Here is a 26468-nt window from a genome sequence, read left to right on the forward strand (position 1 = left end):
CGAAGTGACCGGTAAGAGACGTCAAGTTCAGCATCTAACTGGCGGATACTTGTGTTGAACCGGAGCAACGAGTAAAACGCGAATAACAGCTTTTCGAGGCTGATCTTCGCGTGCGCGAAGATCGTGCCGGTCTTGTCGTTGAACGTGCGTCCACAATCCTTACAGCGGTACCGCTGATACGCTCGATAGCTGCCGTACTTGATCACCGACTCAGACCGGCAGCGCGGGCACTGGAGGCCCTCGCGCCAGCGAACCTGCTGGAGCAGGTTCGAGGCGCTCGCCTCCGAGCGAAACAGTTCGAATGGGAAAATACTCGGGTGACGCGTGAGCGTCACCCTTGCCCGCTATGCTTTCCAGCGGCAGCTCTCCCCGACCAACAATCTGCTTCTGATGAGCGTCAATTAATTGTACTTGAAAAGCATCCCACAGTGCACGGAATGAGTCCTGATACCTCACCCAGTTTTGCTTTCGTGCCTCGATTCGGACTCTTCGGCTTTCTTTTCTGTCGGTGTCGAGGTATCGACCGCGGCCTCGGTCTCGCTCTCGCTTGCTAAATACGCTAACCCACTGATGCATAATAATATAAAAACACTCCCAAGTGCTGCTATCGCCCCGATACCGTTCTGGAAGAATATCCCTCCCACGACAATTACGGCACCGAGAACCATACTGAGAAGCAAGGCAGTGTATACTAGGGTTTCGTTGGCCATGAGAAATGGTAGGGGACAGAGAGTGATAAACATTCACACGGGACAGAGATCTCGACGCTTTTTATCGGAAGCTGAGCCCAATCGCGGTGATGCGAACCCCACAAGAAGACTTCCTCGCCGTCGAGGCGCTCGTCGAATACCACCCGGGTCGAAAAAGGAGGTCCAACCCGAACGGGCGGCTCGAGCGTAGGTGCTGGCCGGCGAGATCGCCGCGAGTCACGGGCCGGGGATCGGGGATGCGCTTTCGCAGCGGGATAGCGGTGAAGTCCGAACTGCCACGTTAGCTCTCGAGGCGGTACAAATAACCACAAGAGAGGGAATGCGGGAAAGTAGGCCTATTTGACAGACAGATGGCGATTTATAGGTCGGGTGCCAATATCTACCATGGTGCGCAATATCCTCGTTCCAGTTGACCATTCAAGTCAGTCAACTAAAGCGCTCGAATATGCTCTACAAGAATATTCGGATGACAACCTTACAGTCCTCCACGTGATCGACGTCAATCAAATCGCCATGTACGGCGACGAAGGTTATCGCTTTAGTGAAGAGTACATCCAACAACTACGCAACAGAGCGGAAGAACTACTCGAGCGCACTCGTCAAACTGCAGTCGACCATGGGACTGTCATTGAAACCGAACTCGAGACGGGGCTACCAATTCAAACAATTCATGAATATATAGATGAGAATGATATCGACCACGTCGTCATAGGGAGCCATGGACGGTCTGGTGCCAGTCGTATCCTCCTTGGAAGCGTTGCAGAGGCCGTGACACGGCGCTCACCAGTTCCAGTGACTATTGTCCGGTAATCTTTCTCACCCTTTACTTTGTGTAGACGCTCTATAGCGCGCCAGACAATTCTTTCTTAGAATATGCTATATAGATGATGGAATGGTATAATACCAACAAATTAGTTCCGTATCTCTTAGACTGTAACGGTTTCTAGTGGACCGAACCATATGGCGACTCAGAGAACAACTATGTCCGGAATCGGGTAGAACGGCTATTCGGTCCGTCGGTAGGTGACAGTCCCATTTGCATGCTTCCGGCGCTCGACCTCATCTTCCTCCATTATATCGTTGCGAGTTACGGGCTCGAAATTGAGGATGCGCTTTCGCAGCGGGATACGGTGTAGCCCAAATCGTCCCGTTGACTCTCGATACTATTGTTTTCGGACGACTCACTACTCGAGACGAGTATTGAGTAATCGCCGCCAGTAGTTGAGCCTGACCTGCTCAATGCATATGGTGCAAATATTCATAGAGACTGTTGTACTTTTACGAGGATTGAGAGCGTAGCTCACGTGTTCAGCCCTTTCTCTGCACCCGCACAAGACCGGGTACCTCTCAAGCAAGATTAAACAGGGTAAGCGATAATGTGCAGTATCATGCGGGAGTTCGTCTTCACAGTTGAATACGAGAACGGGACTGATGGGGTGATGGATCTCTTCATCGAACATCCGAATCTGTATGCCCGGTCGATGGAGATCAATGCGACCAGTGAGACAGTGTGGGGTATTGAGAAGGTCGTTGGCCCCGCTGCTGTCCTCGACGAGTTCGACGACGAGCTGGAACGCGTCGCTAATGATCCGAGTACTACCGGTATGTGCGGCGCACCTGTGACCGAGTACGAGTACACGATCCTCTCGTCGAATGCTGAATCGCGGAAAATTCATTGGCTTCGCCGAGAAGGCGACGGCCCACGGTCGATCCCCTTAGTCGCGGCAAAGCACATCGGCGAGGGGTTGATAATGCGCACTGAACGGCGTGGCAACCAATACCGGTGGCGACTGCTCATCGACGGGACAGCATCGGAGACTCACGAGGAAGTCCGTGCGAACCTACGAGAGGTGTTGTCGCTTACTGTCGAACGACTCGGGACGCCACCGTGCTTGCTCGAAGACGGCCGCGTCCAGCAGACCCTCACGCCCGAACAGAAGTCAGCACTCGAGGCTGCAATCGAACGCGGGTACTACGAAGAGCCACGGCAGCAGTCGGTCACGGAAATCGCCGAAGACGTTGGTGTGTCGCGGTCGACGTTCCAGTACCGTCTCAACCGGGCGGAAGCATGGCTGGCACAACAGTTCGCGGCTGATTCACTCGATGTCGACCTGAACGTGGATCTCGACCCTGAGGACATCGAGTTCATCCAGTAGACGGCACGTCGAACCAACGGGGGTTGGAATATATCGAAGTAAATCTCACCCCAATGACTCTCGTAGACCATCTTGTATGACAACCACGACTGGTGCTAGTGTTCAGTTGATTCGCAACGCAACCCTCCTCCTGGACGTTGGTGACACGACGTTCCTCGTCGACCCGATGTTCACGCCGCAGGGCGAGATGCCAACAGTGACGGACAACCCGGAAGTTCCGGACTCACTTACCACGGCGAACCAGGACCGGAATCCGCTTGTTTCGCTGCCCGATGTCGACCTCACCTATGACGCTGTAGTCGTCACGCACCGCCACCCCGACCACTGGGACGGGGCGACCCGAGAGGAACTCAACGCCGACGTATCGCTGTTCTGTCAGCCCGAGGAGTCCGCGGCCTTCACCGACAAGGGCTTCACTGACGTCCGGCCTGTCGACGACGAAACCTCGTTCGAGGGCGTCACCATTCATCGGACACCCGGTCGCCACGGCCACGGTGAGTTAGCCGAGGGAATGGGCCCTGTCTCGGGATTCGTGTTCGGGGGCGATGAGTCGGTGTATGTCGCCGGCGACACGATCTGGTACGAGCCGGTCGAAGAGACGCTCAACCAATTCGAGCCGGATATGGTCGTTCTCAACGGCGGCAAAGCGCAGTTTGATCAGGGCGAACCCATCACGATGGGCGTCGAAGATATCAACGCTGTCCGTGATACGACTGATGCTATGGTCGTTGTCGTTCATATGGAAGCGATCAACCATTGCTTGCTCACCCGCGAGGAATTGCGGGCGGAGACAGAGGATGTTCACGTTCCTGAAGACGGAGAGAAAATCACTCTCGAAAACTAGCTATGGGTCGAACGGGACTCATACCACCTGAAGAGTACCGCGACCTGTTCAGCGAGAACTACGTCGAAGAATTTCGGGCTGCGGTTCTTCTACTTCGCGTTCGCCTATCTGCTGTACTCGATCTGGCGAGCAGTCGATCTACTCGTGTAGGTCGAATTGACCGGTAAATACGAGCATTCGCCAATCGTGACGGCCGACAATACGCTGATGCTGTTGAAGAAGGAAACCGGAATCGGGTAGTAAAACCCCCAGATTGGGTTAGCGTGAGCTCTGAGTGGCAACACTGACGGAAGTTGACAAAATTCGGATATGGTATTGGGAATATAACAAGATACCTCGTTCAGAGAGTGGTTTGAAGCAGTTTCTCCTCGTCGATTCGGTCGAAACCACACATTACAGGCCCTAAACCCGCTGTAGTCTCAACTTCCCCACGAACGAATTCTATGTATCGAAATACAATTTATAGAGGGTAGATTACTCCATAGAACACTCGAGTGGGCCGAAATAAGCGGAATGAGAGGACTCAGTATCTACTGTGTATTAGTGCAGTTGTACACAGTAGATTTACGTGGGTCGCCGCCGTCGGTCGAGTACGAACTATGGAACCCGATGAGGGCGACGCTACACCCGGGGAAACACCAGTCGAAACGGCCATCCAGCAGTACCTCGACAGCGTCGAGGCTGGTAACTCCCGGAAGAACTTCGAGTCGGCTCTCGCGACGTGGCGCACCTGGCTACGCGAGGAGCGTGGTGTGAGGAGCCTCGAGGACCTGGACGTCCTCGACTGCCGTCGATACGCGCGCCACCTCAAACAGCGGGCCCGCGACGGCGATCTAAAAGCGAGTACTGCGACCACCTACTACGCGTACATCCGCGCGTTTCTCACGTTCTGTGTCGCTGACGAGCTCCTCGATACGAATCCGGCGAAAGCGAAGCGCGCCACCGACGAGCTCCCCGAGGATCTCGGTGACGCCGACCGGCAGTTCTGGCGAGAAAAGGAGCGGCAGGCGATCATGCGCTACGTCGACGAACGTGTCGACCACGCCCTTGACGAAGAAGCGGACGTGAGTCGTGAGCGGGCCTTTCGCGATCGAGCAGTCGTCTATCTTCTTGGACTCTCGGGCGTTCGCGGCGCAGAGGTGTTCGCTGAACCCTCAGACGACAAGCGGAACGGCATCACCTGGGGAGACGTCCAACTCGACGCCGGTGCCGTCCGCGTCCTCGGGAAGTCACGAGAGTACGAGTACGCACAGCTTCCCGAGCGGGCCGCCACGGTACTAGAGCGGTACAGGACTATCCTCAATCCACCGACCGACGAGTGGCCGGTCTTTCCCAGCGGACACGTCCCGTCGAAATATCGCGCCGTTCGTGAGCAGTTGGCCTATCAGGGTGTTCCGGACGACAAAATCGAGACGATCCTAGAGAGCAATGACATCGACACAGTGCTCCGAGAACATGAGGTCGTCCCACCAGCGCTCTCGACGAACGGTGCTCGCAACTTGATGAAGCGGCTGTGTGAGGACGCTGACCTCGACGTCGACGGTGACTACCTGAAGCCACATGGGGCCCGTCGAGGGCTTGGACACGAACTCTACGCGAGTGGCCACGCCGAACTCGCCCAATCAGCGCTCCGACACGCGAGCATCGAGACAACCCACGAATCCTATTCCGACATCCAGGCGGCAGAGACCGCGAAGCAAGTAGACGATCTTCTCAAGAATTGAATGGCGGTTGTTGGTTAAGGCAGATGGGGCCTTCTGGCCACCCAATAACTCTAATATTAACCTTAATATTAGGCGCGTTTGGTCGACTGTAGTGGCTCATTCATCGTTGACTACGGATGGAAGCATTGAAACTCCCAACGCTATCCCTTACTCACGGAAATGGGGTTTCCCGAGGTTGTTTAATATTAAGATTAGAATTAAGAAGATGTCCGCCCATTCGTAGTATCACCCCAAAGGGCCAAGATGTCGGTAGCTTAGAGCTAGCAGGGTAGCTCTGAGAGAACAACCATGGCGGATAGTGCCAAGAATATCAGCACCGGGAAATAGCGCTCGCAGCGATGAATACGGCGTTCGGAGTACGAGTCAATCAGAACGCAGCATGAAACTCCTCTTCTCGGATCTCTCCAAACGAACCGCTAGGGGGACCCAGTTGCTTCCATATCCGGTTCGTCGAATTCGAGTGCCTCTCTCACGGCTTTGGGAAGCGTCGGCCGCGGTGCGTCCTCGTGGCGCTGTACCCGCTCGGATTTTTTCGTCTCCTCATAGACCGCGCGTGCAACTGGGACGCCCCGCAGGAAGTTGTGGTCGTAGAGGATCTCAACCCCGCGCTCGGTTGGTCCCCAGAACTTTGACGGGAGATCTCGCGTCGACACGTTGGGTTCGTGCACGTAGACGTCAAGGATTCCTGCCTCTTGGAGCGTCTCGAGCTGGTCGAGGATGGCCGCCTCGTTCTTCGGAATCATGTAGTCGAGCTCGGCCAACGACGCGAGGTGTGCTGGGTGACCGAGGATCAACTGCAAGATGAGGTGGCGCGTTTCCTGGGAGAGCAGCTCACGCATTCGCTGCTGCTCTGCGAAAGGATCCTCGAACCCTTCTGGGGCCGTGTCGCTCATACTGTAGAGTAGTGGGCTCGACTGCATAACGGTTTGGGTTGAACAAGTCAATAGAATCGTCGAAATACTGAGTCAGTTAGAAATGCCTTTTACCCAGCCAGTACTGTTTCCGCTTATGAGTGCTCCATCCGTTCCCCCAAACTCAGGCGAGATCATGAAGGCTGTGCAGCAGGCCTTACGCGGGCTCGACGTCGGGTCGACGGAGGCCGTGCGAATCCTCTCGTGGGCAAACAGTGAGACACCGGCAATCTACGACCGTGATCAAACCGCGTATCTCGTCCTCGGGAGCTATCGTGATCCGTATCTCCGCCGAGTACGGGCAGTCAGTGATCGGTTGAACCGTCGATACAGAACGTATGCCTTCCTCATTGGGGACCTCTCAGACATTGAGCTCCCCCGACTTCCGGAGTTCCGCGTGAAGTTCCATATCACGGCGACACTCTGTGATTACGTGGCTGCCGTGTTCGAGCAAGATGCGGGCGGGGAGATCAACGAGCTCGGCAAACTGGGCGAAACAGAGTACTTCGAAAAGGCGTACGCCTTCCCGCGCGCATACCAGTGGGAAACGGAGGACCACCTCACCGACGAACGTGATGTAATCGCTGCTGCTGCGCAAATCATAGCTGCCACCGATATCGATGACAAGACGAAGACTGCAGAACTCGAGGCGCTCGTTGAACGAGCAAACCAAGCTGAGATTGACATCTCGGTCGATGAGGTGAGGACCAAGCTCGAAGAACACAATATCGAGGTTCCGTCGTACAGCTGGGTGCATCTGAATGACTTCCGTCTCTTCGAACTCCATGGGCGATGTTCTCCCTGGACGACTGAGGAAGAGTTACTCGACGCTACAGATGATCTTCCAGGGTCACCGAGACCAAAGTGGGAACAACGGTAAGGCTAGTTTTAATATTAATTCTAATCTTAAGGATAAGTCTTCCATTGTTAGTCGGCATCAGCGTGTCCAATCGAAAGTCATCTTGCCCGAGAGAAAAGGGAGCCCCACTGATTTGAATAGGTCTTCCATGAAACGACGCCATCCGGTATCAGGATAGAAGGAGCAGTTAATCTTAACTCTGAGATTAAACCCAAGTCACACCCATTAACAAGAGGCTGGAGTGAACTTCCTCCACCCGATAGCGGGAATCGCTCACTGTTCATGTTCGCGAGCACGACGACCAGATGCTCGAGCCCCTTCGCTGCGTGAATCGTTTGGACCGTCACCGATTTCGCACCGGCGTTCGCGTGGACGTCGTGGATACTTCCGGCTTCGATGCCGCGCTCAATGAACCGGATAAGGTCTCCACGGGTCAGCGTCATCGCGATGTGTACTGACTGAATCGTGTGGAGGACGACATCGGCCGTGGCACCGTCGTACCCGTACCGCGAGAAGACACGTTCTGCCACCCCACCAAGCGTCTCCAGTTGTACCAACTTATCGCAGAACAAGCGCATGTTCTCGGGATATGCCTCCGTCTCCAGGATGTGCTTGATCTCATTGAGTGTGTAGCCTGCTTCCTCGAGGATGACCGCCCAGCCGCGGTCGGTGTCGGATTCGAGGATGCGGAGCCACGCAAGCAGCAGTTTCGCCTGGGGGGTGCGGAACAGTTCAATTCCACCCCTCGTACGCCATCGGAAGTCCGTACTCCTCGGCGGTTTGCAGCAGGTCTCGGCCGAACTCTCGTGTCCGCGTGAGAACTGCGACATCTCGAGACTCGAGAGGTACTCAATTCAGAGAAGGGCCGAACGAATGAGATTAATCTTAAGATTAATATTCAGATTAGATTTAAGTCGGTTCGGTATGTGGAGCCACTATGGGCGATCAATTCAGCGAGGCCCTCGATAAAACAGAGGAGGTACAGGAAGCCTATGCGAATCAGCTCGGTATCAAGCCAGAGCGGATTCCATTCACGGCCGAGACACTTCCTGACGCGAGTATCGCGGTTCGCGCGAATCAGGAACTCCTCAATGAGGTTGCGAGCCACATCTTGAATCGAGCAGGCCACATCTCAATCATCGATGAACGGGGCGCTGGAAAATCTCACTTCCGCGATCTCGTGTACGATGCTCTTTCAGAGGGTCCTCGAAGCGATGAGTTCCGAGTCGCTCGAATACGGGAAGTCGAGTCCATCACGACACGTCGCTTCTATACGCGTCTTCTTGACGAACTCAGTGAGTACGATGACCTCGAGATTCCAGAGTCGTACCCTCATGCCACAGACGAAGTTCGTCAGCTTGTCGAAGAGGTTGCCGAACAACTCGAATCACTCAATATCGCGTGTATCATCCAAGTTGACCAACTGGAAGATGCGGCACGGAATACGCGAACCTTTGAGCAGTTACTAGCCGCGTTGCAGAGCGTCGGTGACCTCGGAGATAGTGAACCAGTATTCATCCTCTTCCTGTTTGGAACAGAGCGGGCTGGCGATCGAATCGACGAACTGCGCGAGACGCTCAGTTCCCGACTCGTCGCGAAGGATCGGACGCTGGAACGATTCGGGTTCGCAGAAACGGAGGAACTCATCGCTCGGTGGCTGGCTTGGGCCCGCGAAGAGGACTATGATTCCGGATATCCTTCAGATCCGTACGCTGCAAGTGCCATCGAGTCCGTCGTCGAAGTCAGCGATGGGACCCCACGTGATACTCGACAGAAGTGCTATCACGCGTTCCGAGCTGGCGCACAGCAGTTCGCTGCCGAACAAGACGTTGAGATCTCGAACGAGACGTTAGACGCATATCTTTAATATTAAGCTTAAGAATAAGGGCGTATGAGCAACGACAATCCATTCGGCGAAGCGATGGATGACGCAGCGGACGAAAAAGATCGAGAGGACCAGCAACCTGCGTCGGACTTCGATACCGAATCCTACTACGACGCGCTCAACACTGGCGTAAAGGACCACACGATAGGCGTCTCCGTGAGCGAAGAGATGCATCAGTTCTGGCGTGAACTCCAAGATACGGACGACGTCGACGTCGATCCTGCCCAGTCTATTCGGAATCATCTCGAAAATCTCGCTCATCGACATCCCGACGTGTTTGAACGAGCAATGCGGAAGCTCGAAATCGATCGCGAGATGTGACCATCAAGTTAACAAGCAGAGAATTGACATTCAATCCGTTGTTGGTCAACTAACTCACTTGACATCCTCCCCGCCCTAAAGGGCGAGGATTCCCCGAAGGGGATATTCAGGTTGCGCGTTTCCTCGGTTCTCAAGTACGCTTTCGCGTGGAACGTCGAAGGTCGCCATCCAGTTGTGACCAAGGATGTCGAGGGTAGCTTCGAGATCTGTTTTCAGCTCGAACCGGCGACGAATGACACTGACGAGAATAGGGGAGAAGACAATTTTAATATCGATGATAGGGGGTGTCCGGGTCAGAGTTTACACTTCGATGCCGGGGTGTCAGACGCATGGCTTACACTTCGATGACGGGGGAGGCGGAGATCGTGTCGAAGAGCAGATACTCAGATTCGCACGAAGTTGAGGCGAACCTCATTACACATCGATGACGGGGGGCCTCTTATCGAATGTACTTCGGTGACGGTTCTACCACAGAGAGCGTAAAACCGGATATTACGGAGATAGATTAGTTATATCGCCCGAATAAACATCGACGGGGGTGAATCTTTTTAACGCTCCGGCGTACACTAAGCGTATGACCGGTAGTGATCAAGATGAGGCGGATCAATCTATCCTTGGTGAAGGAACGCATTCTAGAGTTGACGAAGAACAAATAGAAGCTGTCGGAGACACGGTGCCGGACCAAGATAAAGTAACTACTGAAGACAGTACTCAGCGATCGATCCGGGACATGCTCGACGATGAGGGGGAGACATCAGTCTTCGTCAATCGAGACCTTGTCGAGCCAGACACAATCATCGATGAGGAGCGAATCGTCGGTCGTGACGATCAACTTGAATCTGTTGTCTCATTTCTGAAACCGACCCTCCAAGGAAATCGCCCCCCAAATATGCTGTTATACGGTCCTGCCGGGACAGGGAAATCACTCATCATTGGGGCAGTCACACAACAAATTATCGAGCTCTGTCAATCGAAGGGCAAACGCTTCGGTGTAGTCGATATCAACTGCCAGCCGATCAACACCCTCGACCAAGCAGTCTTCGAGCTCGTCCAGACCGTTGCGAAGGATGTCGACACGAAGATCGGCGTACCTGAAACGGGCGTATCGACGAAGCATAAATATCGACGACTGTATAAACTTATCAACGAACACTATGACTCGGTCATTTTCATCCTCGACGAGATTGACCTCTTGGTCGGCCGGCGAGCAAACGACGAACCTGCCTATTCAAAACTGCTCTACCAACTATCACGAGCGAGTAATACAAACGAAATCGAAGGGCAGGTATCAGTCGCTGCACTGACGAATGACCCAAAATTTATGGAGGACATCGACGGTCGTGCCGAGAGTTCATTTAATCCGCGAGATGTCTATTTCCCAGATTATGATGCAAATCAATTACGCCAGATACTCGAAAATCGTCGTGATGCCTTTCGGCCTGATGCATTAACTGACGACGTATTACCCCTCGTATCGGCATTTGCAGCACAGAGTCATGGGGACGCACGAAAAGCAATTGACTTGTTTCGCGGTGCCGGTGATCTCGCGGATGAACGTGGTGACGAGAAGGTTCGCGAAGACCATGTCCGCGAATCCCAGGAGGAAATTGACAAGGATCGCTCATTAAAGCTTGTTGAGGGACTGACGACCCAAAAAAAGATCTCACTTTACGCGACAGCCTCTGTTGCGCATTTCTCGAATTGGTCAGGGAGCTCCGTTCCAAGTCCAGTTGGATTCAAGGTCTATCAATGGATTACCGAAGAGATAGATGCTGACCAGATGACCCGCGAGACATACGTCAAGTATGTCAAAGAACTCTCCACGTATGGTCTGATCTCGTCCTCCCGGAAGAGTCGAGGGCGTGGTGGCGGAATGTACATGGAGTTCACCTTCACAGGAGATCCCGCAGCAATGATGAACCGGATTGTCGATGATACTCGAATGGAAGCAGTTTCCGACCAAGAAGAACTCCTCCGAACTGTCATCAACTCACAGTTAAAGAAGTTCCATAATCAGTGAGTTAGCGGTGGGCCACGCAGAGGAACTTCTTGATCCCCCACCCCCCGTCTTCGATGTGTAAACTTGGATCCAATCCGATAAGGACACATCTCAAGGTCAGCAAAGTGTTACTGACACAATCAATGAGTGAAAAGTCAGGGGCATTATCAAGCTTCCTCAAGAACTGCGACAGAAGACTGCATCCCAATGTTCTCGTGAACACCCTCCCCCCGTCATCGAAGTGTAAACGGCAGAGAGAGGTGAAGGTCGAAGATCGGGATGAGAGGTTGTATCGGCATCAGAGGACACAAGAACGGAGATATCGGAACAAACAACCATTGTGACGGTCTCGATGGGAAGAGAAACTACGCTCAGTTCGTCGGAGTTGATTTCCTCCTCTCCTCGCTATCAGGTCTATTGCGGATATGGTTACTACGCTTACTATATAAAGCCTTGCCAGACTAGATACAACCATGAATTAGAACGAGAGTCTACCGTTTGAGACCGCCTCTACCGTGTATACCTACTTTTCGTCGTTTTTCACTCTTCTCACGTTCTGTCCCCACTCCTCTCGCAGGATTTTACACATCGATGACGGGGGGGGGGGAGTGTGGGGAGGTCGAGTCTTATCCACAGGATACCCTCACTGGCGAGCCGGCATCGACTGCACTTACTAATATCTTCAATAGTCGCTTAGCGTCGCTACGGTCAAGGACCTCGTAGATGAGTTCGATGTACGATCCCTCACTACTCGATGATAATCCTTGTCTGCTTTTCAATTGTAATATCGTATCTCTTTTTCATAAGCGTAGGCTAACATCGGCTCAGTTGTCGCTCTTATGCAAAGTGTAGAAAGCCCGCATAGTTACACTGAAACGCCGCTAATCTAGAGGTATGGTTTCTTCTTAGCCAGCGTTCGACAGCTGATTGAGTTAGGAGTCGTTGAGGTCAACACGGAGCCGCTCGATGCAGAGTGATCAGCGCAACTTTTGGATGTTCGGCAGCTATCCAGTCAACAGCAAAGCTCACGCGACTACTCAACCGGAGAAACATCTCAGTAAGGAATTGCCTGAAGTGGTCTTCATTCTCGTAGATTTCGGGTAAAATCTCTCGTTTGAGACTCTTTCAGAGCGGTTCGATCGTGTTCAACGTCGGCGAATACGGCGGAATGAAGACGAACTCGATGCCGAGTTCGTCGGCCCGTTGTTGAGTGAGTTTTGCGTGAGGGGAGCCGGAGTTGTCCACCACGAGCAGAATCCGCCCGACCGGATTCTGCTCGCGGATCGCCTCTAAGGCGTCACAGACGGTCTCCTTGGTTATCCGCTCACCAAACGTGATCGCACTCGTCGACAACCGTCTCGAAGCGACGCTTCGGCGTCGACGACTTATTCAGAACCGGGGCGTGACGGATGGCGAGCAATCAGTTACCGCTCCGTTCACATGCGAGAAAGTCACCGGCCTCGTATGGATGATCCTCGGCGACGTGGCTGTCGATAGAACAACGTATCTCCAGAGGAATGACGATCTTTCGTACGACCCGCGGGAACACAGTGAGAACTATTTGTGACTGTGATACAGTCCTTTCGAATGGTCGCCAGTCTTAGCCGCTCATGTGGACGGCATCTTCCCTATAGAGTATCGTACGTTGGAAACCACTCCGTCATAGAGCGCGTGAACACCGCCGCGTCGACGTCCATAACATCTCCGATATCCCGGTGATCGGCCTCGAGGAAGGTACCCCACCCAACGTATATGAGTTCAACCTCGGATCCGGGGGTAGCAGCTATCGCTGGCCGATCCGTTCAGCTCATGAACAGCCGTCTGCCGGCGTGTTCGTGACGCATCCCCATGATCTCTGCGAGGGGGGCGAACGAGGCCATCGCCGTGACATCGTCGTCGACGTGGCGCTCGCAGACTGTCGCGATCACCGGCTGCAGCGTCTCGAGCACCGACTGGATCTCGGTGTGACCAAACCGGCCGAGCCGCTGTGCCGCCCCGAGCAAACCCGTAACGAACGAGTACGCATGTGCGAGGCACGCCTCGAGTGTCGAGAGACCGCGCGTCGCGGCGACGACACCGAAAACGACCGGATAGTGGCCCGGCGTCGCGCCAGTCTCGATGGCCTCGGCGAAGTTGGCCGTGATATCCCCGCCGTCGGCAGCCGTCGATTTCGTGTCGGTACCTGCTTCGTCTTCGTTCTGCTCCTCGCCCGAATTCGAGTGCGTCGGTCGTGAACCGGGACTCAGTAGGTCGCACAGCTTCACGCCGGCTTTCGTCGAGCTCTCACGGAACTCGCAAGGCATCGTCACCGCGTGGAGTCGCTCATCGACGGCCAGCAGTTGCTCGAGGTCGCCGGCGGTACTTGCGGCGTGGGCGTTCGCCAGTGCAACGGTTTCACACGGGCCGACGACACGTCGGAGATAGGCAGCTACCAGTTCCCGGAGGTCGTCTCCGTCTTCGATTCGGTCTTCGTTGATATACTGCTCGAGGCCGTACGAGGCCGTATATCCCCCGACAGGAAGAAACGAATCCGAGAGCCGGAGGGCGGTCAGAAACGGCGCTGGATCAGTGGTCATGGTGGGAATGACTGTGATCATGCTCACCGTGTTCGTGCGCGTGCCCGCCAGTGCCGTGACCGTGTTCGTGGTCGTGTTCGAGGCCGGGGACGGATCGATGACCATCGTCAGAATCAGTCTCCTCGTCTTCGAGGTCCGTCACGAATAGGTCGGCCTCGACCGTCGTCTTCCGAATTTCGGAGCCGGGGACGACGTTGGCGACGACGCGCTCGACGATATGGCGGTCCGCCTCGATCGGAACGTAGATGGTGCCGTCCTCGACAGAGAGGTCCCAGTGTTGGTTGCCGACGCGGTGGCCGAGTTCGACCGCGGCCTCAAGCGCCTCGCTCGTCGCGTTGGGCAGCGAAATCGCGAGCGCGTCGCGGGGTTCGAACGCGATGGCGATCATCCGGTCGTCGTCGACCGCCAGTACGTCGCCAACCGACACGGCCGGTTTGTCGACGATGACGCCCACGTCCGTCCCCGCGTCGGTCGTCGCCCGGAATCGTGACCGGCGGCGATTCTCGGCATTGAGGACGACCCGCTCGAGGGTGCCCCGCTCCTCGTGAGTTTTGTGCAACACGGCGAGTTCGTCGTCAGCGTGGACGTTGCCGACGACTCCGTCGATTCGCTCCATCAGTATCGCCGGTCGGCGGGTATGCCGACCCCTAGTGTCGTCCGTCTCGTTTCGTCCCATGCATCGCGAAGCGCAGCGGTGACGTCTGTCTGCCGGTGACCGAGGAGCCGGATGATCGCGCCGGCGTCGTACGGGAGCGTTGAGACGCCGACCGCGACGTCATCACACTCGCCGAGCCGATCGCGGACGGATTTGATCAGTACCTCGAGATCTGCGCTCGAGGAATCGGTTTCCTCGTCACCGTCCGGCGCGAAGACGTATAGCGAGCCGATGACGCCGTATTCGCCGACGCTGGCCGGACCCCGCGGATCGCGCTCGTCGGGTCGCAGGTCGACGGCGTCGGCACAGACCAGCCGGCCGTCACATTCGGCTTCGACGCGCGCGTGATAGTGGTCGAAGCCGAACGGCTTGTGATCGCTCAGGCCATCTGGGACAAGTACATCCGCGACGACGACGACCGAATCGGGGGCGAGGTCGACCGCGACGGTCTGGAGACAGCGGGCGTGCTCGTTGACGATCGTTGGCCCCGGAACGTACTCGAGGTAGCTCCCCGCCGCGGCCCGAATCGAGGCGTCGAGGTGGGCGTAGTTCTTGGTCATACTGTGGACCTTCGTCGCGCTCTGGGTCGTCACGCGGGCACGAGCGCCGGCTCGCGCGTCGATCGTCATCCGATGACGGTCGCCCTGTGCGACGCCACCTGTCGGCTCCTGCGCGACGAGCGTCGTCAGCCCGGGCGCCGGATCGGTCTCCAGCGTCCCAGTCAGGTGGTAAGGGACTTCCACGCGGTCCCGTATCAGGCGGGTCGGACCGTCGGATTCACGGGCAACGGTCGCCTCGAGTAGTCCGTTTTTTCCCGGGCCACCGGCGGGGGCCTGTCCGAGGGGTTCGTCGGCGTAGCCCTCGAAGGCGGGCGGTAGTCGCGCTGGGTCGGCCGCGGCGCTCGAGTGGCCGGTACTCACGCGAACAACACCTCGCGCTTGACATGTTCGAGGACGGCGTCGATCCCCTCGCCGTCCTTGCAGTTCGTGAAGACAAACGGGTCCTCACCCCGGACTGCCGTGGCGTCGTCTTCTATCACCGAGAGGTCAGCGTCGACGTGGGGCGCGAGGTCAGTCTTGTTGATGACCAGCAGATCCGCCTGAGTAACGCCGGGACCGCGCTTACGTGGGATGTCCTCGCCCTCCGCGACGGAGATGACGAACAGGAAGTAGTCGGCGAGTTCGGGGTTGAATGTCGCGGCGAGGTTGTCGCCGCCGCTCTCGATTAGGACCACGTCCAGATCGGGGTGGCGCTCGGTGAACTCGTCGATGGCCGCGAGGTTCATGGAAGGATCCTCGCGAATCCCCGTGTGCGGACAGGCTCCCGTTTCGACGCCCTCTACGAGATCCGCAGGCAGGAGGTCGGCGAACGACTCGCGGAAGACATCGGCGTCTTCCTGGGTCATGATGTCGTTGGCGATGACGCCCACTTCGTAGTCGCGTGCGACGAGTTCCGGGACGAGTCGCCGAACCATCGCCGTCTTCCCCGAGCCGACGGGGCCGCCGAGACCGACCTTTGCCACGTCTCGATACCCCATCAGTCGCCCTCCATCGGTTCGGTACCGCTGTCGATTTCGTGTACATCTCCGTCCGCGGTCGCGTCGTCCGTCCCGAGTTCCTCGTCCGGGTCCGGATCGACCGTCCCGAGCTGTTCGCGACTGTCGGCTCTGATTGGATCGTGAACTGTAACGAGCTTGGTGCCGTCGGGGAAGACCGGCTCGACCTGAATCATGTCGACTAGTTCGGGAACGCCGTCCATGACGTCCTCGCGGGTAAGCAGCTGCGTCGCTTCCAAGCGGATCTGCGAGACGGACTTGCCCTCGCGGGCGGCCTCGCAGGCCCAGTCGGAGATGTACGCGACCGTCTCGGGGTGGTTGAGCTTCACGCCGCGCGCCTTGCGTCGGCGGGCGAGTTCCGCGGCCATAAAGACTGTCAGCCGCTCCATCTCCTTCGGTGAGAGGTTCATCGGCCCACCTCCGAACAGGCGGTCGGCTGGTCTCGCCCGCTCGAGTTGGGTCTCCGCGTCGTCGATACCACTGTAACTGTCGTCGTGACTATCATCGCTGTGTCTCTGCGATTCATGGTTCAGAGTAAGTACCGCTGTGCGAGTGGGATTTCGTCGGCCGGGTCGCAGCTGACGTGTTCGCCGTCTACCTGGACCTCGAACGTCTGGGCGTCGATCTTGATGTCGTCCGGGCAGTGGTCGTTGTGGTGCATATCGGACTTGCGGACCGACCGTGTTCCCTCGACTGGTCGAACCGGCGTTTTGAGTCCATAGGCGGCGCCAATCTCGTTCTCGGCTGCGGTCGCGCTGACGAACGTCACCGAGAGGCCGTGTTTCGCCCGACCCTGTGCGCCGGCGCGTTCGCGACCGATGACCGGTTCGCAGGTCATCAGCGAGCCGTTGGCCTCTCCCATCTGGGACCAGACGGGAAAGCCGCCTTTGATTATCGCCTTCGGCTTGATCCCGAAGAAGCCGGGTTCCCAGAGCGCGATGTCCGCGAGCTTTCCGGGCTCGAGTGAACCCACGTAGTCGTCGATCCCTGCGGTGATCGCTGGATTAATCGTGTACTTTGCGACGTAACGGGCAATGCGGGCGTTGTCGGCATCGGTTCCCGCGTCGGCCTCGAGCGGGCCACGCTGGCTTTTCATCTTGTGGGCGGTCTGCCACGTCCGGCAGACGAGTTCGGCCATTCGGCCCATTGCCTGCGAATCCGTCGTCATCATACTGATTGCGCCGGTGTCGTGGAGCACGTCCTCCGCGCCGATCGTCTCAGCACGGATGCGCGACTCCGCGAAGGCCACGTCCTCAGGGACGTCCGGGTTGAGGTGGTGACAGACCATCACCATGTCCAGGTGCTCGTCGAACGTGTTCTCGGTGTAGGGCATCGACGGGTTGGTCGACGATGGCAGCATGTGCTCGTGGCCGATCAACTCGAGCACATCTGGGGCGTGACCACCGCCGGCCCCTTCGATATGAAAGGTGTGGATCGCGCGCCCGTCGATCGCGTCGAAGGTGTGCTCGACGAAGCCCGACTCGTTTAACGTGTCCGTGTGGATGCAGACCTGCACGTCCTCGTCGTCGGCTACCTCAAGACAGGTGTCGATCGCGGCGGGGGTCGAGCCCCAGTCCTCGTGGAGCTTGAGTCCGCAGACGCCGGCCTCGATCTGTTCGCGCAGCGGCTGGGGATCGCTGCTGTTGCCCTTGCCGTAGAAGCCGACGTTGACCGGCCAGTCCTCGGCGGCCTGCAGGAACCGTTTGACGTTCTGCGGCCCGGGTGTACAGGTCGTCGCCCCGCCGCCGAAGCCGCCGCCGAGCATGGTTGTCACGCCCGAAGCCAACGCATGTTCGACGAGTTGCGGGCTATTGAAGTGGACGTGAATGTCGAGCGCGCCGGGGGTCGCGATCAGCCCGTCCGCCGGGATCGTATCCGTACTCGGGCCAATCACCATGTCGACGTCGTCCATCGTATCTGGGTTGCCCGCTTTGCCGACGCCGGCGATCTCTCCGTTTCGGACGCCGATGTCGCCCTTCCGGACGCCCAGCACGGGATCGATGATCACGACGTTCGTGAACACCCAGTCGAGCGCGCCCTCGGCTTGGGTCGTCCCAGACTGCATCCCCATCCCGTCGCGCATCGTCTTCCCGCCGCCGAAGACCGCCTCCTCGCCGGGGACAGTGTGATCCGTCTCAATCTTCGCCAGCAGGCTCGTATCGCCCAGTCGAAGCCGGTCCCCTTCGGTCGGCCCGAACAGGTCGGTATACTCTTTGCGAGGCAGGTCGCGACTCATTCGTCGCCCTCTCCGATGTATCCCCGTTCTCGAGCGCGCTCGAGCGCCGTCGCCTTCACGTCCTCGTCGTCGAGTTCGCCGTCGACCAGCCCGGCCATCCCATGGACGATCCGATCGCCGCCGATAGCAACGAGGTCGACATCGCGCTCGCGACCCGGTTCGAACCTGATGGCCGTCCCCGCGGGGATGTCCAGTCGCATTCCGTATGCGGTCTCGCGGTCGAACGCGAGACCGGGATTGACCTCAAAGAAGTGGAAGTGCGAACCAACTTGTACGGGGCGGTCACCGGTGTTCTCGACCGTGACCGTCACCGTCGGCTGTCCGTCATTTATCGTCACTAGCTCATCAGCCGGAAGCAGTTCTCCCGGAACGAATCCACTCATATCCAAATCACTCCGATAATATCAGAGTACTCATGTAACGGGAATATTTCCATCACGTAGCCAGATAGGAGAACAGACGAAGTAAACGTATCCGCATACAACAATATTTGCGAAGTAATAGTCGGATGTAGTGTATATTTGTTAATAATCTTCGCAATAGCATATTCGTTCTAGAAGGCTGTTTTAGGACTGTTCATCTATCCACATATAGGACGAAAAAGACGAGTTCGTTAACCAGCGATGATGGCATCCTCTCCGCCCTAAAACGCAAGGATTCCTCCATTGGGAGTTGAGTTACCGACTCACAGAATCAATTTGTAGGTGCGCGCGCGATTCTTAGGGACTTTCATGAGAGTCTGGTTTCCCGACCAGTTGTGGTCATCCCGATCGAATCGTGCGGGTCGCGCTATCGGCCAGACTTCCGTATCGCTGTTTTCTCGAAGGAAGTCGTCGGCTCCCTCCCCGATCTCAAGGGTCGAGGCATCCACCTCGTACCGCCTGTGAATTCACACTCGATAGTATTCCACCGATAGGAGGTGTACAAATACACAGTAGATATCGGAACTATATATCTGAATTTATGTTTCCGCCAGAATATGATCGGAATACATCTTCCTAAAACACCGACCGGCGCCGGTGCGGGCCCGATCGTCGAAAGGTCTTCCGTCAGTTACCCCTGATACCGGTCGAAGACGCTCGCACGGTCGCTGTTACCGTTTTGATTCCCCGGTTGAGATTCTCGTTTTCCGTGATACGGTTACTCTGTCTGATTATATTGCGGTTTCCTATCTATCGTACGCACAATCTTCGGTCAATCGGTGATGGACCGTATTCTGCGTCGAGAGGTCCGGTAGTATCGAATTGCGATGACTCATCGTACAGACGGATACCCAACAGTCCGAAGTCAGGGGATCTCGACCGCGGGACTTTGTAAACACTCGGTCGGATATTTCCGCAATAATCTGAGAAAGCCCCAGATAATAGGCGGAATAATATTCATTCTTTACGGTTAATCCCTTCACTAGTATCCGGTAGTGATTGTACTATCTTGAGAGAACCTTTTTATATCTCTTCTCTCTCCACCGGATGTGGATGAATATAAAACAACCGTGGTCTGGTATGTGGAATTCGTACGCATATCAGTTGGGATGCCAGGTATATTTCGACGGAGTTGGATCGATATGAGTCAAAAGTTGCGTATTCCAGGCGTGGCTTCGCTCCGGTGATCGCTCGTGACAAGCCCTACACTGTCCCGTCGAGAGATGCTCGCCGGCGGGGCAGCTAGCACGCTCGCGTCGACTGCCGGCTGCGTTCAGGAGGGAGGTATCCTCGGCATCCAAGCAGGGTCCGACGGACCGACCGTCGCCATCCTCGAGGATCGGTCCCAAGACTTCGCCCTGACGGGAACGGCGAAGTACCGCGCATCGATCCTGGCGATCGAAGAGATTAACCGCGACGGTGGCATCCTCGGCCAGGAAATCGACGTCTTCGCTCCGGATCCCCAGTCCGACAACATGCGCTATCAGGATCTCACCCGACACGCGATCTATCGGGAGGACGTCGACGCGCTCTGGGCAGGCTACTCGAGCGCGACCCGGGAGGCGATCCGGCCGCTGATCAACGAACACGATCAGCTGTACTTTTACACGACGCAGTACGAGGGCGGCGTCTGCGACAAGACGGTGTTTCCCCTTGGTGCGACGGCCCGTCAGCAGCTCGGAGCCGTCGTCCCGTATCTGATCGAGGAGTACGGCGAAAAGATTTACACGATTGCGGCGGACTACAACTTCGGCCAGCTGTCTGGTGACTGGGTAAAGCTCATCGCCGAGGAACACGGGGCCGAGGTCATCGGCGAGGAGTACATCCCGCTGAGCGAGACCCAGTTCGGGTCGACGATCAACAATATTCAGTCATCGAATGCCGACTTCGTGATGTCAATGCTCGTCGGCCAGAACCATAGCTCGTTCTACGAACAACGAGCCGCGAGCGGCCTCGACATTCCGATCGGTTCCTCAACGACGATGGCCCAGGGGTACGAACACCTGCGACTCGATCCACCAGCGCTGACCGATATGTACGTCGGTGTCAACTACATGGAGGAGTTGCCGACCGATCGCAACCAGGCATTCGTCGAGCGGTATTACGACCGCTGGGACGACGCTAAGTACCTCAACCAGGAGGCACAGAATAACTACTTCTCGATCTACCTCTACAAGAAGGCAGTCGAACGCGCCGGCACGTTCGACCAGGAGATCGTGATCGAGGAACTCGAGTCCGGACTCTCCGTGGAAGCGCCGGAGGGAGACGTTCGACTCGATCCCGAGACACACCACATGGTACACAAAATGCGTGTCGGCCACGCCGACGAAACGCACGAGATCACGTTCGACGAGGCACAGTACATCGAACCGTCCTTCCTGCAGGACGTCGGCTGCGACCTGACGACTGATCCCGAGCGGACGCAGTACGAACCGCAGGATGTCTACGGGGGGATCTGAGATGGCCGGTTCCGAACTTCTCGGTCTTGGTTTCGAGTTCGTCGAGGTCTTCGCGTTCATCGTCCTCGCGACGGTCGGCCTCGCGGTTATCTTCGGTATGATGGGAATCATCAATCTCGCCCACGGCGAGTTCATCCTCGTGGGCGCGTACGCGACGACCTTCTCGGCAGCTGCTGGTCTCCCGCTCGCGTTAGCGATGGGCTGTGGCGTCCTCACTGCAACCGTTTTCGGGCTCGTCCTCGAGCGGTTCATCATCCGCCGACTCTACGGGCGGCTGCTCGACTCGATGGTCGTGACCTGGGGAATCTCCCTCGTGGTGGTCCAACTGGTCCGGATCGTCTTCGGCAACTCCACACCAGGGATCGGCATTCCCTTCGGGGAGGTGAGCGCCGTCGATGCGCCGACCTACTACTTCGTCCTCGCCGCCGTCTCGGTCGCCGTGCTAGCAGGGCTCTATGCCCTGTTCATGTGGACCGACTTCGGCGTTCGCGCACGCGCGACAATGCAAGATGAGGCGACCGCTCGCAGCATGGGTGTCGACACCGACCGCATGTACATGGCCACGTTCGCCATCGGCTCCGCACTCGCGGGCCTGGCCGGTTCGCTGTATGCCCCCGTGCTGACGGTTACGCCCGGGTACGGCTCGTCGTTCCTCGTCGAGGCGTTCGTCACCGTCGTCGTCGGCGGCTCGAGCGTACTCGTCGGAACCATCCTCGCTAGCGGCTTCCTCGGGGCAGTCAACGCCGGCATGACAAACCTCGCGGGCACCTTCATGGGAAAAGTCGCGATGCTCATCGCCGCGATCGTCGTCATCCGGCTGCTCCCCGACGGAATTACCGGCTTGCTCGAGGACGTTCGCGACAAGTGGGGTGGGAACCAATGAGCACCGGCTCATCCGGCGCGGGGCTCCTCGGTGGGCTCACCAGGGTGCTCGAGGGGCCGAACACGATAGGAAATTCGCCTACGTTCTGGTACGGGTTCGTCGTCGCCGTCGTGCTGCTGGCGGCGGCGCCGGTCCTCTTCGGGAAGTACGCCGCCGCGACTGGCGCAGTGTTCCTTGCGTACGCACTGCTCGGGATGAGCCTCTGTTTCCTCTGGGGCTACTGCGGCATTCTCAGCTTCGGACAGGTGGCCTTCTTCGGCATCGGCGGCTACACGTTTGGCATCGTCGCGATCAACGTCGCGACGTTCACGGGGCTCACCTTGGGGCTGTTCGCAGCACTGGTCGCCTCGACGGTTACCGCCGCAGCACTCGGCTACTTCATGTTCTATGGCGGTGTTCGCGACGTCTACGTGACGATCCTCACGCTCGTCGTGGCGCTGGTCTTGCACACATTCATGGGCCAGACCGCAGGCGGCGAGTGGGCCGTCGGCGACGCCCGTCTCGGCGGGTTCAACGGGATGAGCGGCGTCCCCGATCTGGGAATCGGGATCGGTACTGTCGGACTCGAGCTCGGGATCGTCGCCCACTACTACGTGACCCTCGGTGCGCTCGTGGCGACGTACCTCGGGCTGCGCGTCCTCGTCAACGGCCAGTTCGGGTACGCAATGGTCGCGACCCGCGAGGACGAGGCCCGAACCGAGATGTTCGGCTATGACACGACGTTCATCAAGCTCGCCGTGTTCACGATTGGCGGCACGATCGCCGGGCTCGCTGGCGTCCTCTTCACCACGCAAAACAACTACATCGATCCGAGTGTTTTCGGCATCACCGCCGCGTCGCTGCCGGTCGTCTGGGCCACCGTCGGCGGTCGGCAGTCGCTGCTCGGAACCGCGAGCGCCGCACTCGGAATCCAGCTTGTCGACTACTGGTTGGCCCTCTCGGGCAGTCAGTGGGCACTAGTCCTCATCGGCTCGCTGTTGGTGTTCGTGGTTCTCGTGATGCCCGAAGGCATCGGCCCATGGCTCCACGATCTCATCGTCGACCGTCGGTCAACTACGGAGCCGGCCAACTCGCCCGCGGTCTCTGAGGAGGTGAGCGACTGATGGCGGTCGGCGATCCGACCGTCAGGACGACCCCAGCCGTTAACGAGACCGGTGAGGGGACTTCGACGATCCTGCAAACCCGTGACCTGCGCAAGGAGTTCGGCGGGCTCACGGCGACCGACGATGTCGATTTGGCCGTCGAGGAGAGCGAACTGCGCTGTCTCATCGGCCCAAACGGAGCAGGAAAAAGTACATTCCTCAACCTGATTACGGGTCGACTCGAGCCGACTGCGGGCTCGATCTACTACGACAGGTTCGACATCACGGGGTTGCCGTCCCACGAGCGCGTCGATCGGGGCATCAGTATGAAGTTTCAGGTGCCGAGCCTCTACGAGGAGTTCACGGTACGCCAGAACCTGCGGATTCCCCTCCAGCGTGCCGTCGAATCCGACGTGTTCGAGGCCCGAACGCGCGAACTTCTCGATCAGTTCGACCTGTTGACCGAGATTGACGAGCCCGCTACGAGCCTCTCGCACGGCCAGCAACAGCGTCTCGAGATCGCGATGGCAATGGGCCTCGAGCCGAAGCTGATGCTATTAGACGAGCCGGTCGCCGGGCTCTCGGTCGAGGAAACGGCCGAAATCGCGGATATATTACAGACGATTCAGGCCAAGGAAGGCGTCGCGTTCATCGTCATCGAACACGACATCGATTTTGTCGAGATGATCGCGGATCGCGTCACCGTCCTTGATCAGGGCGGCATCTTCACGGAGGGAACGATTGAGGAAGTCACGTCCAATCCGGACGTCAAACGGATCTACTTAGGAGAAGACGACTAATGCTCGACATCACTGATCTGTACGTCTCGTACGGAAAGACACCGATCCTCCGCGACATCGATATCAACGTCAACGACGGAGAGATCGTTGGCATCATGGGAAAAAACGGCGTCGGCAAGACGACGCTGATGAAGGCCATCATCGGATTGCTCGAGGCCGATAACGGAACGATCACGTTCGACGAAACCGATATCACTGACGCCGGCGCAGATGACCGCGCTCGCCGCGGGATAGGCTATATCCCGCAGGGCCGAGACGTCTTCCCCGAACTGACCGTCGAGGAGAACCTCCGGATGGGCGAGACGATCAATGTGGACAACGACGACCTCCAATACGAGGCCGTTTACGACTACTTCCCGATCCTTGAGGAGCGACGAACACAAGAGGCGGGAACGATGAGCGGCGGCCAACAGCAGATGCTCGCGATCGGCCGGGCGCTCGTCGGCAATCCAGCTCTTCTCCTCCTCGACGAACCGTCCGAAGGTGTGCAGCCGTCTATCGTTCAGGACATCACTCGGGACCTGCAACGGGTCAACGAAGAGATCGGCACAACGATCTGTTTCGTCGAGCAGAACCTTCACGTCGTCCAGAACCTCGCTGAGCGCTGTTACGCCATCGACAAGGGGACAATCGTCGACGAACTCGGTCCTGACCGACTCTCGTCTCGTGACGCCGTGACGAGGTACCTGGCAGTCTAGCGAGTTTCGATCCTCGTTTTTGGTTTCTCGAAGGTGCACAGAGAGCGGGTTCAACGTAGTTATCTGCAGTACGCCATTGTCTGTAGCCGAAACACTGCAGAGATCGCTGGAGTTCGCTATCTGGGTTCGAGGTATCTGTTCGTCTGAAATCGAACGCTCGATAGATATCAGTCAATCATTCGAAACAGTCTGACTGGGCTGGATCCAGTTATGTAGACGATCAGAGAATGCTCCCAGTGCAACCCCCGCGACAAATAATAAGATACTCGGGACGAGTACCCAGAGGAGGTCGGGATGCTGTGCGCCGGTATGCAACGGAACGTCAAGCATATACGTCCTATGCGTGATGACGGTAGTTAACCTCCGGATTGGGGCCAAACTTACAACGATATCGTCCGCTACTGTGTGTACTCTCAATATATGGCCAAATAAAGATCAATCCATAAGGAAAAGATCTGAAACAGCCTCCATAGTTTAGTATCTCCACGTCTAACTGAGATCTTGGCCCCTGCTACATTCAGCTCAATTACGAAGACATGTCTGTCGATCGGTATGGCGAAACCTTTCTCACACCCACTCCCCGTGCTCAATAACCGACTGCAGCAGCTCTCGTCGGCAGTAGATTCGATTCGCTGGGAAGGCCGAACGGCGGTATTGCCTGAATGGTGGATTTAACAGGGAGAACTCTCAGCATAGGATTAGATCCTACTCAGTTGCGAGTTCGTCGTAGATTTCCTCGTGCTCGTCGAGGCCTCGTCGTCCGAGGAACCGAATGAGATACTACCGCGCCTCCTCAGGAGACATTTTATCGGGAATCTCGTGCTGGTCACTTCCGGCGGCCGTACTCACTTCCCACTATGGGATTCGTGGTCATAGTCGTTCAGTTCGTGTGGCTCATCGTCACCTGTGTCGTGCTCAGGAGCCCTGGATAGCTAATCTGTGCCCACAATACGTGACAGCCAAAGGTGGATCGTTGCCTCGTATTCCGGTGTGAGTGGCTCGGTATGCTCTCGTAAATAGTCAACCACGTCGCCCTCATCGATACTGGCCTCATCTGTCGCAAGTGCCTTCTGGATCTCTTTGACTGGCCGGTTGTAGTCGAACCGAATGCCGTTCAGAGCGTGTGTCTTCTTCACTCGCGATGACGTGCGACAAGCGCTGACCGCGATCATGGGCGAGCAGCCGCATGGAACGACTATCACACGAGTCTGATAGGCGATGAAGAACTCGGTGGATCGGATCTCGAAGAGAGAACGCGGCAGGTGAGTCCAAAACAGCCACCAAAGCAGATCCTATCGATGGATCTCGAAACGGCGACCGGACTGCTCGAGGATCGGTACTGTCATCTGGTTCTCCTCGAGGACAGCACAGCGAGTGCAGGTGGTGTCATACCCGTTGTGACCCCGCCAACCGCCGGAACCGCGTGAGAACCACCATAGAGCCACCTACAAAATAGGAACACGGACACGAACGGTCTTGGTCGTCGGCTCTCCGGTCGACGTCGCTGTCTCTTCTAGTGATAACTCCGAGAAGACCCTCTCGAATCAGAAATAGTAGCGGTGTGAGTTACACAAATTCCATGGATTGGCTTCCTTTCTCACTCACAACGGGTGTGATTGTACCCACGGGCACCGTCTAGTTAGCGCAGTTTGAGAAGTGAGCAGGTCGTAGAGATTGGTTGGAACTATGCTCG

25 protein-coding genes and 2 pseudogenes are annotated in these 26468 nt (G+C 57.1%); 15 read left to right on the top strand and 12 right to left on the bottom strand.

The genetic code is table 11. The annotated features are described in order from the left end of the window. Together PGX04_RS08275 and PGX04_RS08280 are read right to left on the bottom strand one after the other, a co-directional pair. The coding region (locus PGX04_RS08275; RefSeq protein ID WP_273738094.1) for an IS1/IS1595 family N-terminal zinc-binding domain-containing protein at positions 1-311 on the bottom strand (311 nt) is incomplete at its 3' end. 141 nt (positions 312-452) lie between these two features. Then, positions 453-710: a hypothetical protein gene (locus tag PGX04_RS08280; RefSeq protein ID WP_273738069.1), complete on the bottom strand. Its 258-nt coding sequence runs from the start codon at positions 708-710 to the stop codon at positions 453-455. Between the two features lie 89 nt (positions 711-799). Here PGX04_RS08280 and PGX04_RS08285 point away from each other — a divergent pair, with 89 nt between their 5' ends. The 6 genes and pseudogenes from PGX04_RS08285 to PGX04_RS08310 all read left to right on the top strand — a co-directional run bounded on the left by PGX04_RS08285 (position 800) and on the right by PGX04_RS08310 (position 5434). Next, a complete protein-coding gene (locus PGX04_RS08285; protein WP_273738070.1) occupies positions 800-994 on the top strand; it encodes a hypothetical protein in 195 nt (64 codons plus the stop codon). 100 nt (positions 995-1094) lie between these two features. Further along, positions 1095-1520 carry a universal stress protein gene (locus tag PGX04_RS08290; RefSeq protein ID WP_273738071.1) on the top strand — a complete coding sequence of 142 codons (426 nt, stop codon included), beginning with the start codon at positions 1095-1097 and terminating at the stop codon, positions 1518-1520. A gap of 578 nt (positions 1521-2098) precedes the next feature. Then, positions 2099-2866, top strand: a complete 768-nt coding sequence (locus PGX04_RS08295; RefSeq protein WP_273738072.1) for a helix-turn-helix domain-containing protein — start codon at positions 2099-2101, stop codon at positions 2864-2866. A gap of 76 nt (positions 2867-2942) precedes the next feature. Then, positions 2943-3710: an MBL fold metallo-hydrolase gene (locus PGX04_RS08300; RefSeq protein ID WP_273738073.1), complete on the top strand. Its 768-nt coding sequence runs from the start codon at positions 2943-2945 to the stop codon at positions 3708-3710. A 51-nt stretch (positions 3711-3761) separates the two neighbouring features. Further along, a pseudogene (locus tag PGX04_RS08305) lies at positions 3762-3950 on the top strand (transposase); the annotation flags it as partial. 359 nt (positions 3951-4309) lie between these two features. Continuing rightward, positions 4310-5434 carry a tyrosine-type recombinase/integrase gene (locus tag PGX04_RS08310; RefSeq protein WP_273738074.1) on the top strand — a complete coding sequence of 375 codons (1125 nt, stop codon included), beginning with the start codon at positions 4310-4312 and terminating at the stop codon, positions 5432-5434. 416 nt (positions 5435-5850) lie between these two features. Here PGX04_RS08310 and PGX04_RS08315 read toward each other — a convergent pair whose 3' ends face one another. Continuing rightward, entirely contained in the window at positions 5851-6327 is a 477-nt protein-coding gene (locus PGX04_RS08315; RefSeq protein ID WP_273738075.1) for an ArsR family transcriptional regulator, read from the bottom strand. An 82-nt stretch (positions 6328-6409) separates the two neighbouring features. Between PGX04_RS08315 and PGX04_RS08320 the strand changes: the two genes are divergently transcribed. Further along, the gene (locus PGX04_RS08320) at positions 6410-7225 is read left to right on the top strand and encodes a DUF8170 family protein (protein ID WP_273738076.1); all 816 of its coding nucleotides are present in this window, start codon (positions 6410-6412) and stop codon (positions 7223-7225) included. A gap of 221 nt (positions 7226-7446) precedes the next feature. On the opposite strand, the pseudogene PGX04_RS08325 reads toward PGX04_RS08320, so the two are convergent. Beyond that, positions 7447-8044, bottom strand: a pseudogene (locus PGX04_RS08325) (3'-5' exonuclease); the annotation flags it as partial. A 97-nt stretch (positions 8045-8141) separates the two neighbouring features. On the opposite strand from PGX04_RS08325, the gene PGX04_RS08330 reads away from it, so the two are divergent. The 3 genes from PGX04_RS08330 to PGX04_RS08340 all read left to right on the top strand — a co-directional run bounded on the left by PGX04_RS08330 (position 8142) and on the right by PGX04_RS08340 (position 11430). Further along, positions 8142-9071 carry a ribonuclease H family protein gene (locus PGX04_RS08330; protein WP_273738077.1) on the top strand — a complete coding sequence of 310 codons (930 nt, stop codon included), beginning with the start codon at positions 8142-8144 and terminating at the stop codon, positions 9069-9071. A gap of 24 nt (positions 9072-9095) precedes the next feature. Next, on the top strand, positions 9096-9410 hold the full coding sequence (locus PGX04_RS08335) for a hypothetical protein (protein ID WP_273738078.1): 315 nt from the start codon (positions 9096-9098) through the stop codon (positions 9408-9410). A 730-nt stretch (positions 9411-10140) separates the two neighbouring features. Next, positions 10141-11430, top strand: coding sequence for an orc1/cdc6 family replication initiation protein (locus PGX04_RS08340; protein WP_273738095.1), 1290 nt, complete (start codon positions 10141-10143; stop codon positions 11428-11430). 1104 nt (positions 11431-12534) lie between these two features. Here PGX04_RS08340 and PGX04_RS08345 read toward each other — a convergent pair. The 8 genes from PGX04_RS08345 to PGX04_RS08380 form a co-directional block, all read right to left on the bottom strand. Further along, positions 12535-12762: a transposase gene (locus PGX04_RS08345; RefSeq protein WP_273738079.1), complete on the bottom strand. Its 228-nt coding sequence runs from the start codon at positions 12760-12762 to the stop codon at positions 12535-12537. 449 nt (positions 12763-13211) lie between these two features. Next, complete coding sequence (locus tag PGX04_RS08350; RefSeq protein WP_273738080.1) at positions 13212-13985, bottom strand: urease accessory protein UreF; 774 nt, start codon at positions 13983-13985, stop codon at positions 13212-13214. Then, entirely contained in the window at positions 13975-14601 is a 627-nt protein-coding gene (gene ureE / locus PGX04_RS08355; RefSeq protein WP_273738081.1) for an urease accessory protein UreE, read from the bottom strand. The genes PGX04_RS08350 and ureE overlap by 11 nt, the downstream gene beginning before the upstream one ends. Continuing rightward, entirely contained in the window at positions 14601-15560 is a 960-nt protein-coding gene (locus tag PGX04_RS08360; RefSeq protein ID WP_273738082.1) for an urease accessory protein UreD, read from the bottom strand. Before PGX04_RS08360 ends, ureE begins: the two co-directional genes overlap by 1 nt. Further along, positions 15557-16177: an urease accessory protein UreG gene (gene ureG, locus PGX04_RS08365; RefSeq protein WP_273738083.1), complete on the bottom strand. Its 621-nt coding sequence runs from the start codon at positions 16175-16177 to the stop codon at positions 15557-15559. The genes PGX04_RS08360 and ureG overlap by 4 nt, the downstream gene beginning before the upstream one ends. Beyond that, positions 16177-16605 carry an urease subunit gamma gene (locus PGX04_RS08370; RefSeq protein ID WP_273738084.1) on the bottom strand — a complete coding sequence of 143 codons (429 nt, stop codon included), beginning with the start codon at positions 16603-16605 and terminating at the stop codon, positions 16177-16179. Before PGX04_RS08370 ends, ureG begins: the two co-directional genes overlap by 1 nt. A gap of 119 nt (positions 16606-16724) precedes the next feature. Beyond that, positions 16725-18431, bottom strand: coding sequence for an urease subunit alpha (gene ureC / locus PGX04_RS08375; protein WP_273738085.1), 1707 nt, complete (start codon positions 18429-18431; stop codon positions 16725-16727). Further along, positions 18428-18814 (bottom strand): urease subunit beta, encoded by a 387-nt coding sequence (locus tag PGX04_RS08380; RefSeq protein WP_273738086.1) that lies wholly within the window; start codon positions 18812-18814, stop codon positions 18428-18430. The genes ureC and PGX04_RS08380 overlap by 4 nt, the downstream gene beginning before the upstream one ends. 1232 nt (positions 18815-20046) lie before the next feature. On the opposite strand from PGX04_RS08380, the gene PGX04_RS08385 reads away from it, so the two are divergent. Genes PGX04_RS08385 through PGX04_RS08405 form a run of 5 tightly spaced genes read left to right on the top strand, consistent with a single transcriptional unit; the run spans position 20047 to position 24775 of the window. Beyond that, a complete protein-coding gene (locus tag PGX04_RS08385) occupies positions 20047-21312 on the top strand; it encodes an urea ABC transporter substrate-binding protein (RefSeq protein ID WP_273738087.1) in 1266 nt (421 codons plus the stop codon). 1 nt (position 21313) lies between these two features. Continuing rightward, positions 21314-22195, top strand: a complete 882-nt coding sequence (urtB, locus tag PGX04_RS08390; protein WP_273738088.1) for an urea ABC transporter, permease protein UrtB — start codon at positions 21314-21316, stop codon at positions 22193-22195. After that, the gene (locus PGX04_RS08395; protein ID WP_273738089.1) at positions 22192-23298 is read left to right on the top strand and encodes an ABC transporter permease subunit; all 1107 of its coding nucleotides are present in this window, start codon (positions 22192-22194) and stop codon (positions 23296-23298) included. The genes urtB and PGX04_RS08395 overlap by 4 nt, the downstream gene beginning before the upstream one ends. Beyond that, positions 23298-24077, top strand: a complete 780-nt coding sequence (locus PGX04_RS08400; RefSeq protein ID WP_273738090.1) for an ABC transporter ATP-binding protein — start codon at positions 23298-23300, stop codon at positions 24075-24077. The genes PGX04_RS08395 and PGX04_RS08400 overlap by 1 nt, the downstream gene beginning before the upstream one ends. Then, positions 24077-24775 (top strand): ABC transporter ATP-binding protein, encoded by a 699-nt coding sequence (locus PGX04_RS08405; protein WP_273738091.1) that lies wholly within the window; start codon positions 24077-24079, stop codon positions 24773-24775. The genes PGX04_RS08400 and PGX04_RS08405 overlap by 1 nt, the downstream gene beginning before the upstream one ends. Positions 24776-26468: the final 1693 nt, after the last annotated feature.

The sequence above is a fragment of the Natrinema soli genome, from assembly GCF_028618695.1.

Coding starts and splice junctions, on each gene's coding strand:
- PGX04_RS08280 (WP_273738069.1), bottom strand. CDS start 710: ATGGCCAACGAAACCCTAGTATACACTGCCTTGCTTCTCAGTATGGTT.
- PGX04_RS08285 (WP_273738070.1), top strand. CDS start 800: ATGCGAACCCCACAAGAAGACTTCCTCGCCGTCGAGGCGCTCGTCGAA.
- PGX04_RS08290 (WP_273738071.1), top strand. CDS start 1,095: ATGGTGCGCAATATCCTCGTTCCAGTTGACCATTCAAGTCAGTCAACT.
- PGX04_RS08295 (WP_273738072.1), top strand. CDS start 2,099: ATGCGGGAGTTCGTCTTCACAGTTGAATACGAGAACGGGACTGATGGG.
- PGX04_RS08300 (WP_273738073.1), top strand. CDS start 2,943: ATGACAACCACGACTGGTGCTAGTGTTCAGTTGATTCGCAACGCAACC.
- PGX04_RS08310 (WP_273738074.1), top strand. CDS start 4,310: ATGGAACCCGATGAGGGCGACGCTACACCCGGGGAAACACCAGTCGAA.
- PGX04_RS08315 (WP_273738075.1), bottom strand. CDS start 6,327: ATGAGCGACACGGCCCCAGAAGGGTTCGAGGATCCTTTCGCAGAGCAG.
- PGX04_RS08320 (WP_273738076.1), top strand. CDS start 6,410: ATGCCTTTTACCCAGCCAGTACTGTTTCCGCTTATGAGTGCTCCATCC.
- PGX04_RS08330 (WP_273738077.1), top strand. CDS start 8,142: ATGGGCGATCAATTCAGCGAGGCCCTCGATAAAACAGAGGAGGTACAG.
- PGX04_RS08335 (WP_273738078.1), top strand. CDS start 9,096: ATGAGCAACGACAATCCATTCGGCGAAGCGATGGATGACGCAGCGGAC.
- PGX04_RS08340 (WP_273738095.1), top strand. CDS start 10,141: ATGCTCGACGATGAGGGGGAGACATCAGTCTTCGTCAATCGAGACCTT.
- PGX04_RS08350 (WP_273738080.1), bottom strand. CDS start 13,985: ATGACCACTGATCCAGCGCCGTTTCTGACCGCCCTCCGGCTCTCGGAT.
- ureE (WP_273738081.1), bottom strand. CDS start 14,601: ATGGAGCGAATCGACGGAGTCGTCGGCAACGTCCACGCTGACGACGAA.
- ureG (WP_273738083.1), bottom strand. CDS start 16,177: ATGGGGTATCGAGACGTGGCAAAGGTCGGTCTCGGCGGCCCCGTCGGC.
- PGX04_RS08370 (WP_273738084.1), bottom strand. CDS start 16,605: ATGAACCTCTCACCGAAGGAGATGGAGCGGCTGACAGTCTTTATGGCC.
- ureC (WP_273738085.1), bottom strand. CDS start 18,431: ATGAGTCGCGACCTGCCTCGCAAAGAGTATACCGACCTGTTCGGGCCG.
- PGX04_RS08380 (WP_273738086.1), bottom strand. CDS start 18,814: ATGAGTGGATTCGTTCCGGGAGAACTGCTTCCGGCTGATGAGCTAGTG.
- urtB (WP_273738088.1), top strand. CDS start 21,314: ATGGCCGGTTCCGAACTTCTCGGTCTTGGTTTCGAGTTCGTCGAGGTC.
- PGX04_RS08395 (WP_273738089.1), top strand. CDS start 22,192: ATGAGCACCGGCTCATCCGGCGCGGGGCTCCTCGGTGGGCTCACCAGG.
- PGX04_RS08400 (WP_273738090.1), top strand. CDS start 23,298: ATGGCGGTCGGCGATCCGACCGTCAGGACGACCCCAGCCGTTAACGAG.
- PGX04_RS08405 (WP_273738091.1), top strand. CDS start 24,077: ATGCTCGACATCACTGATCTGTACGTCTCGTACGGAAAGACACCGATC.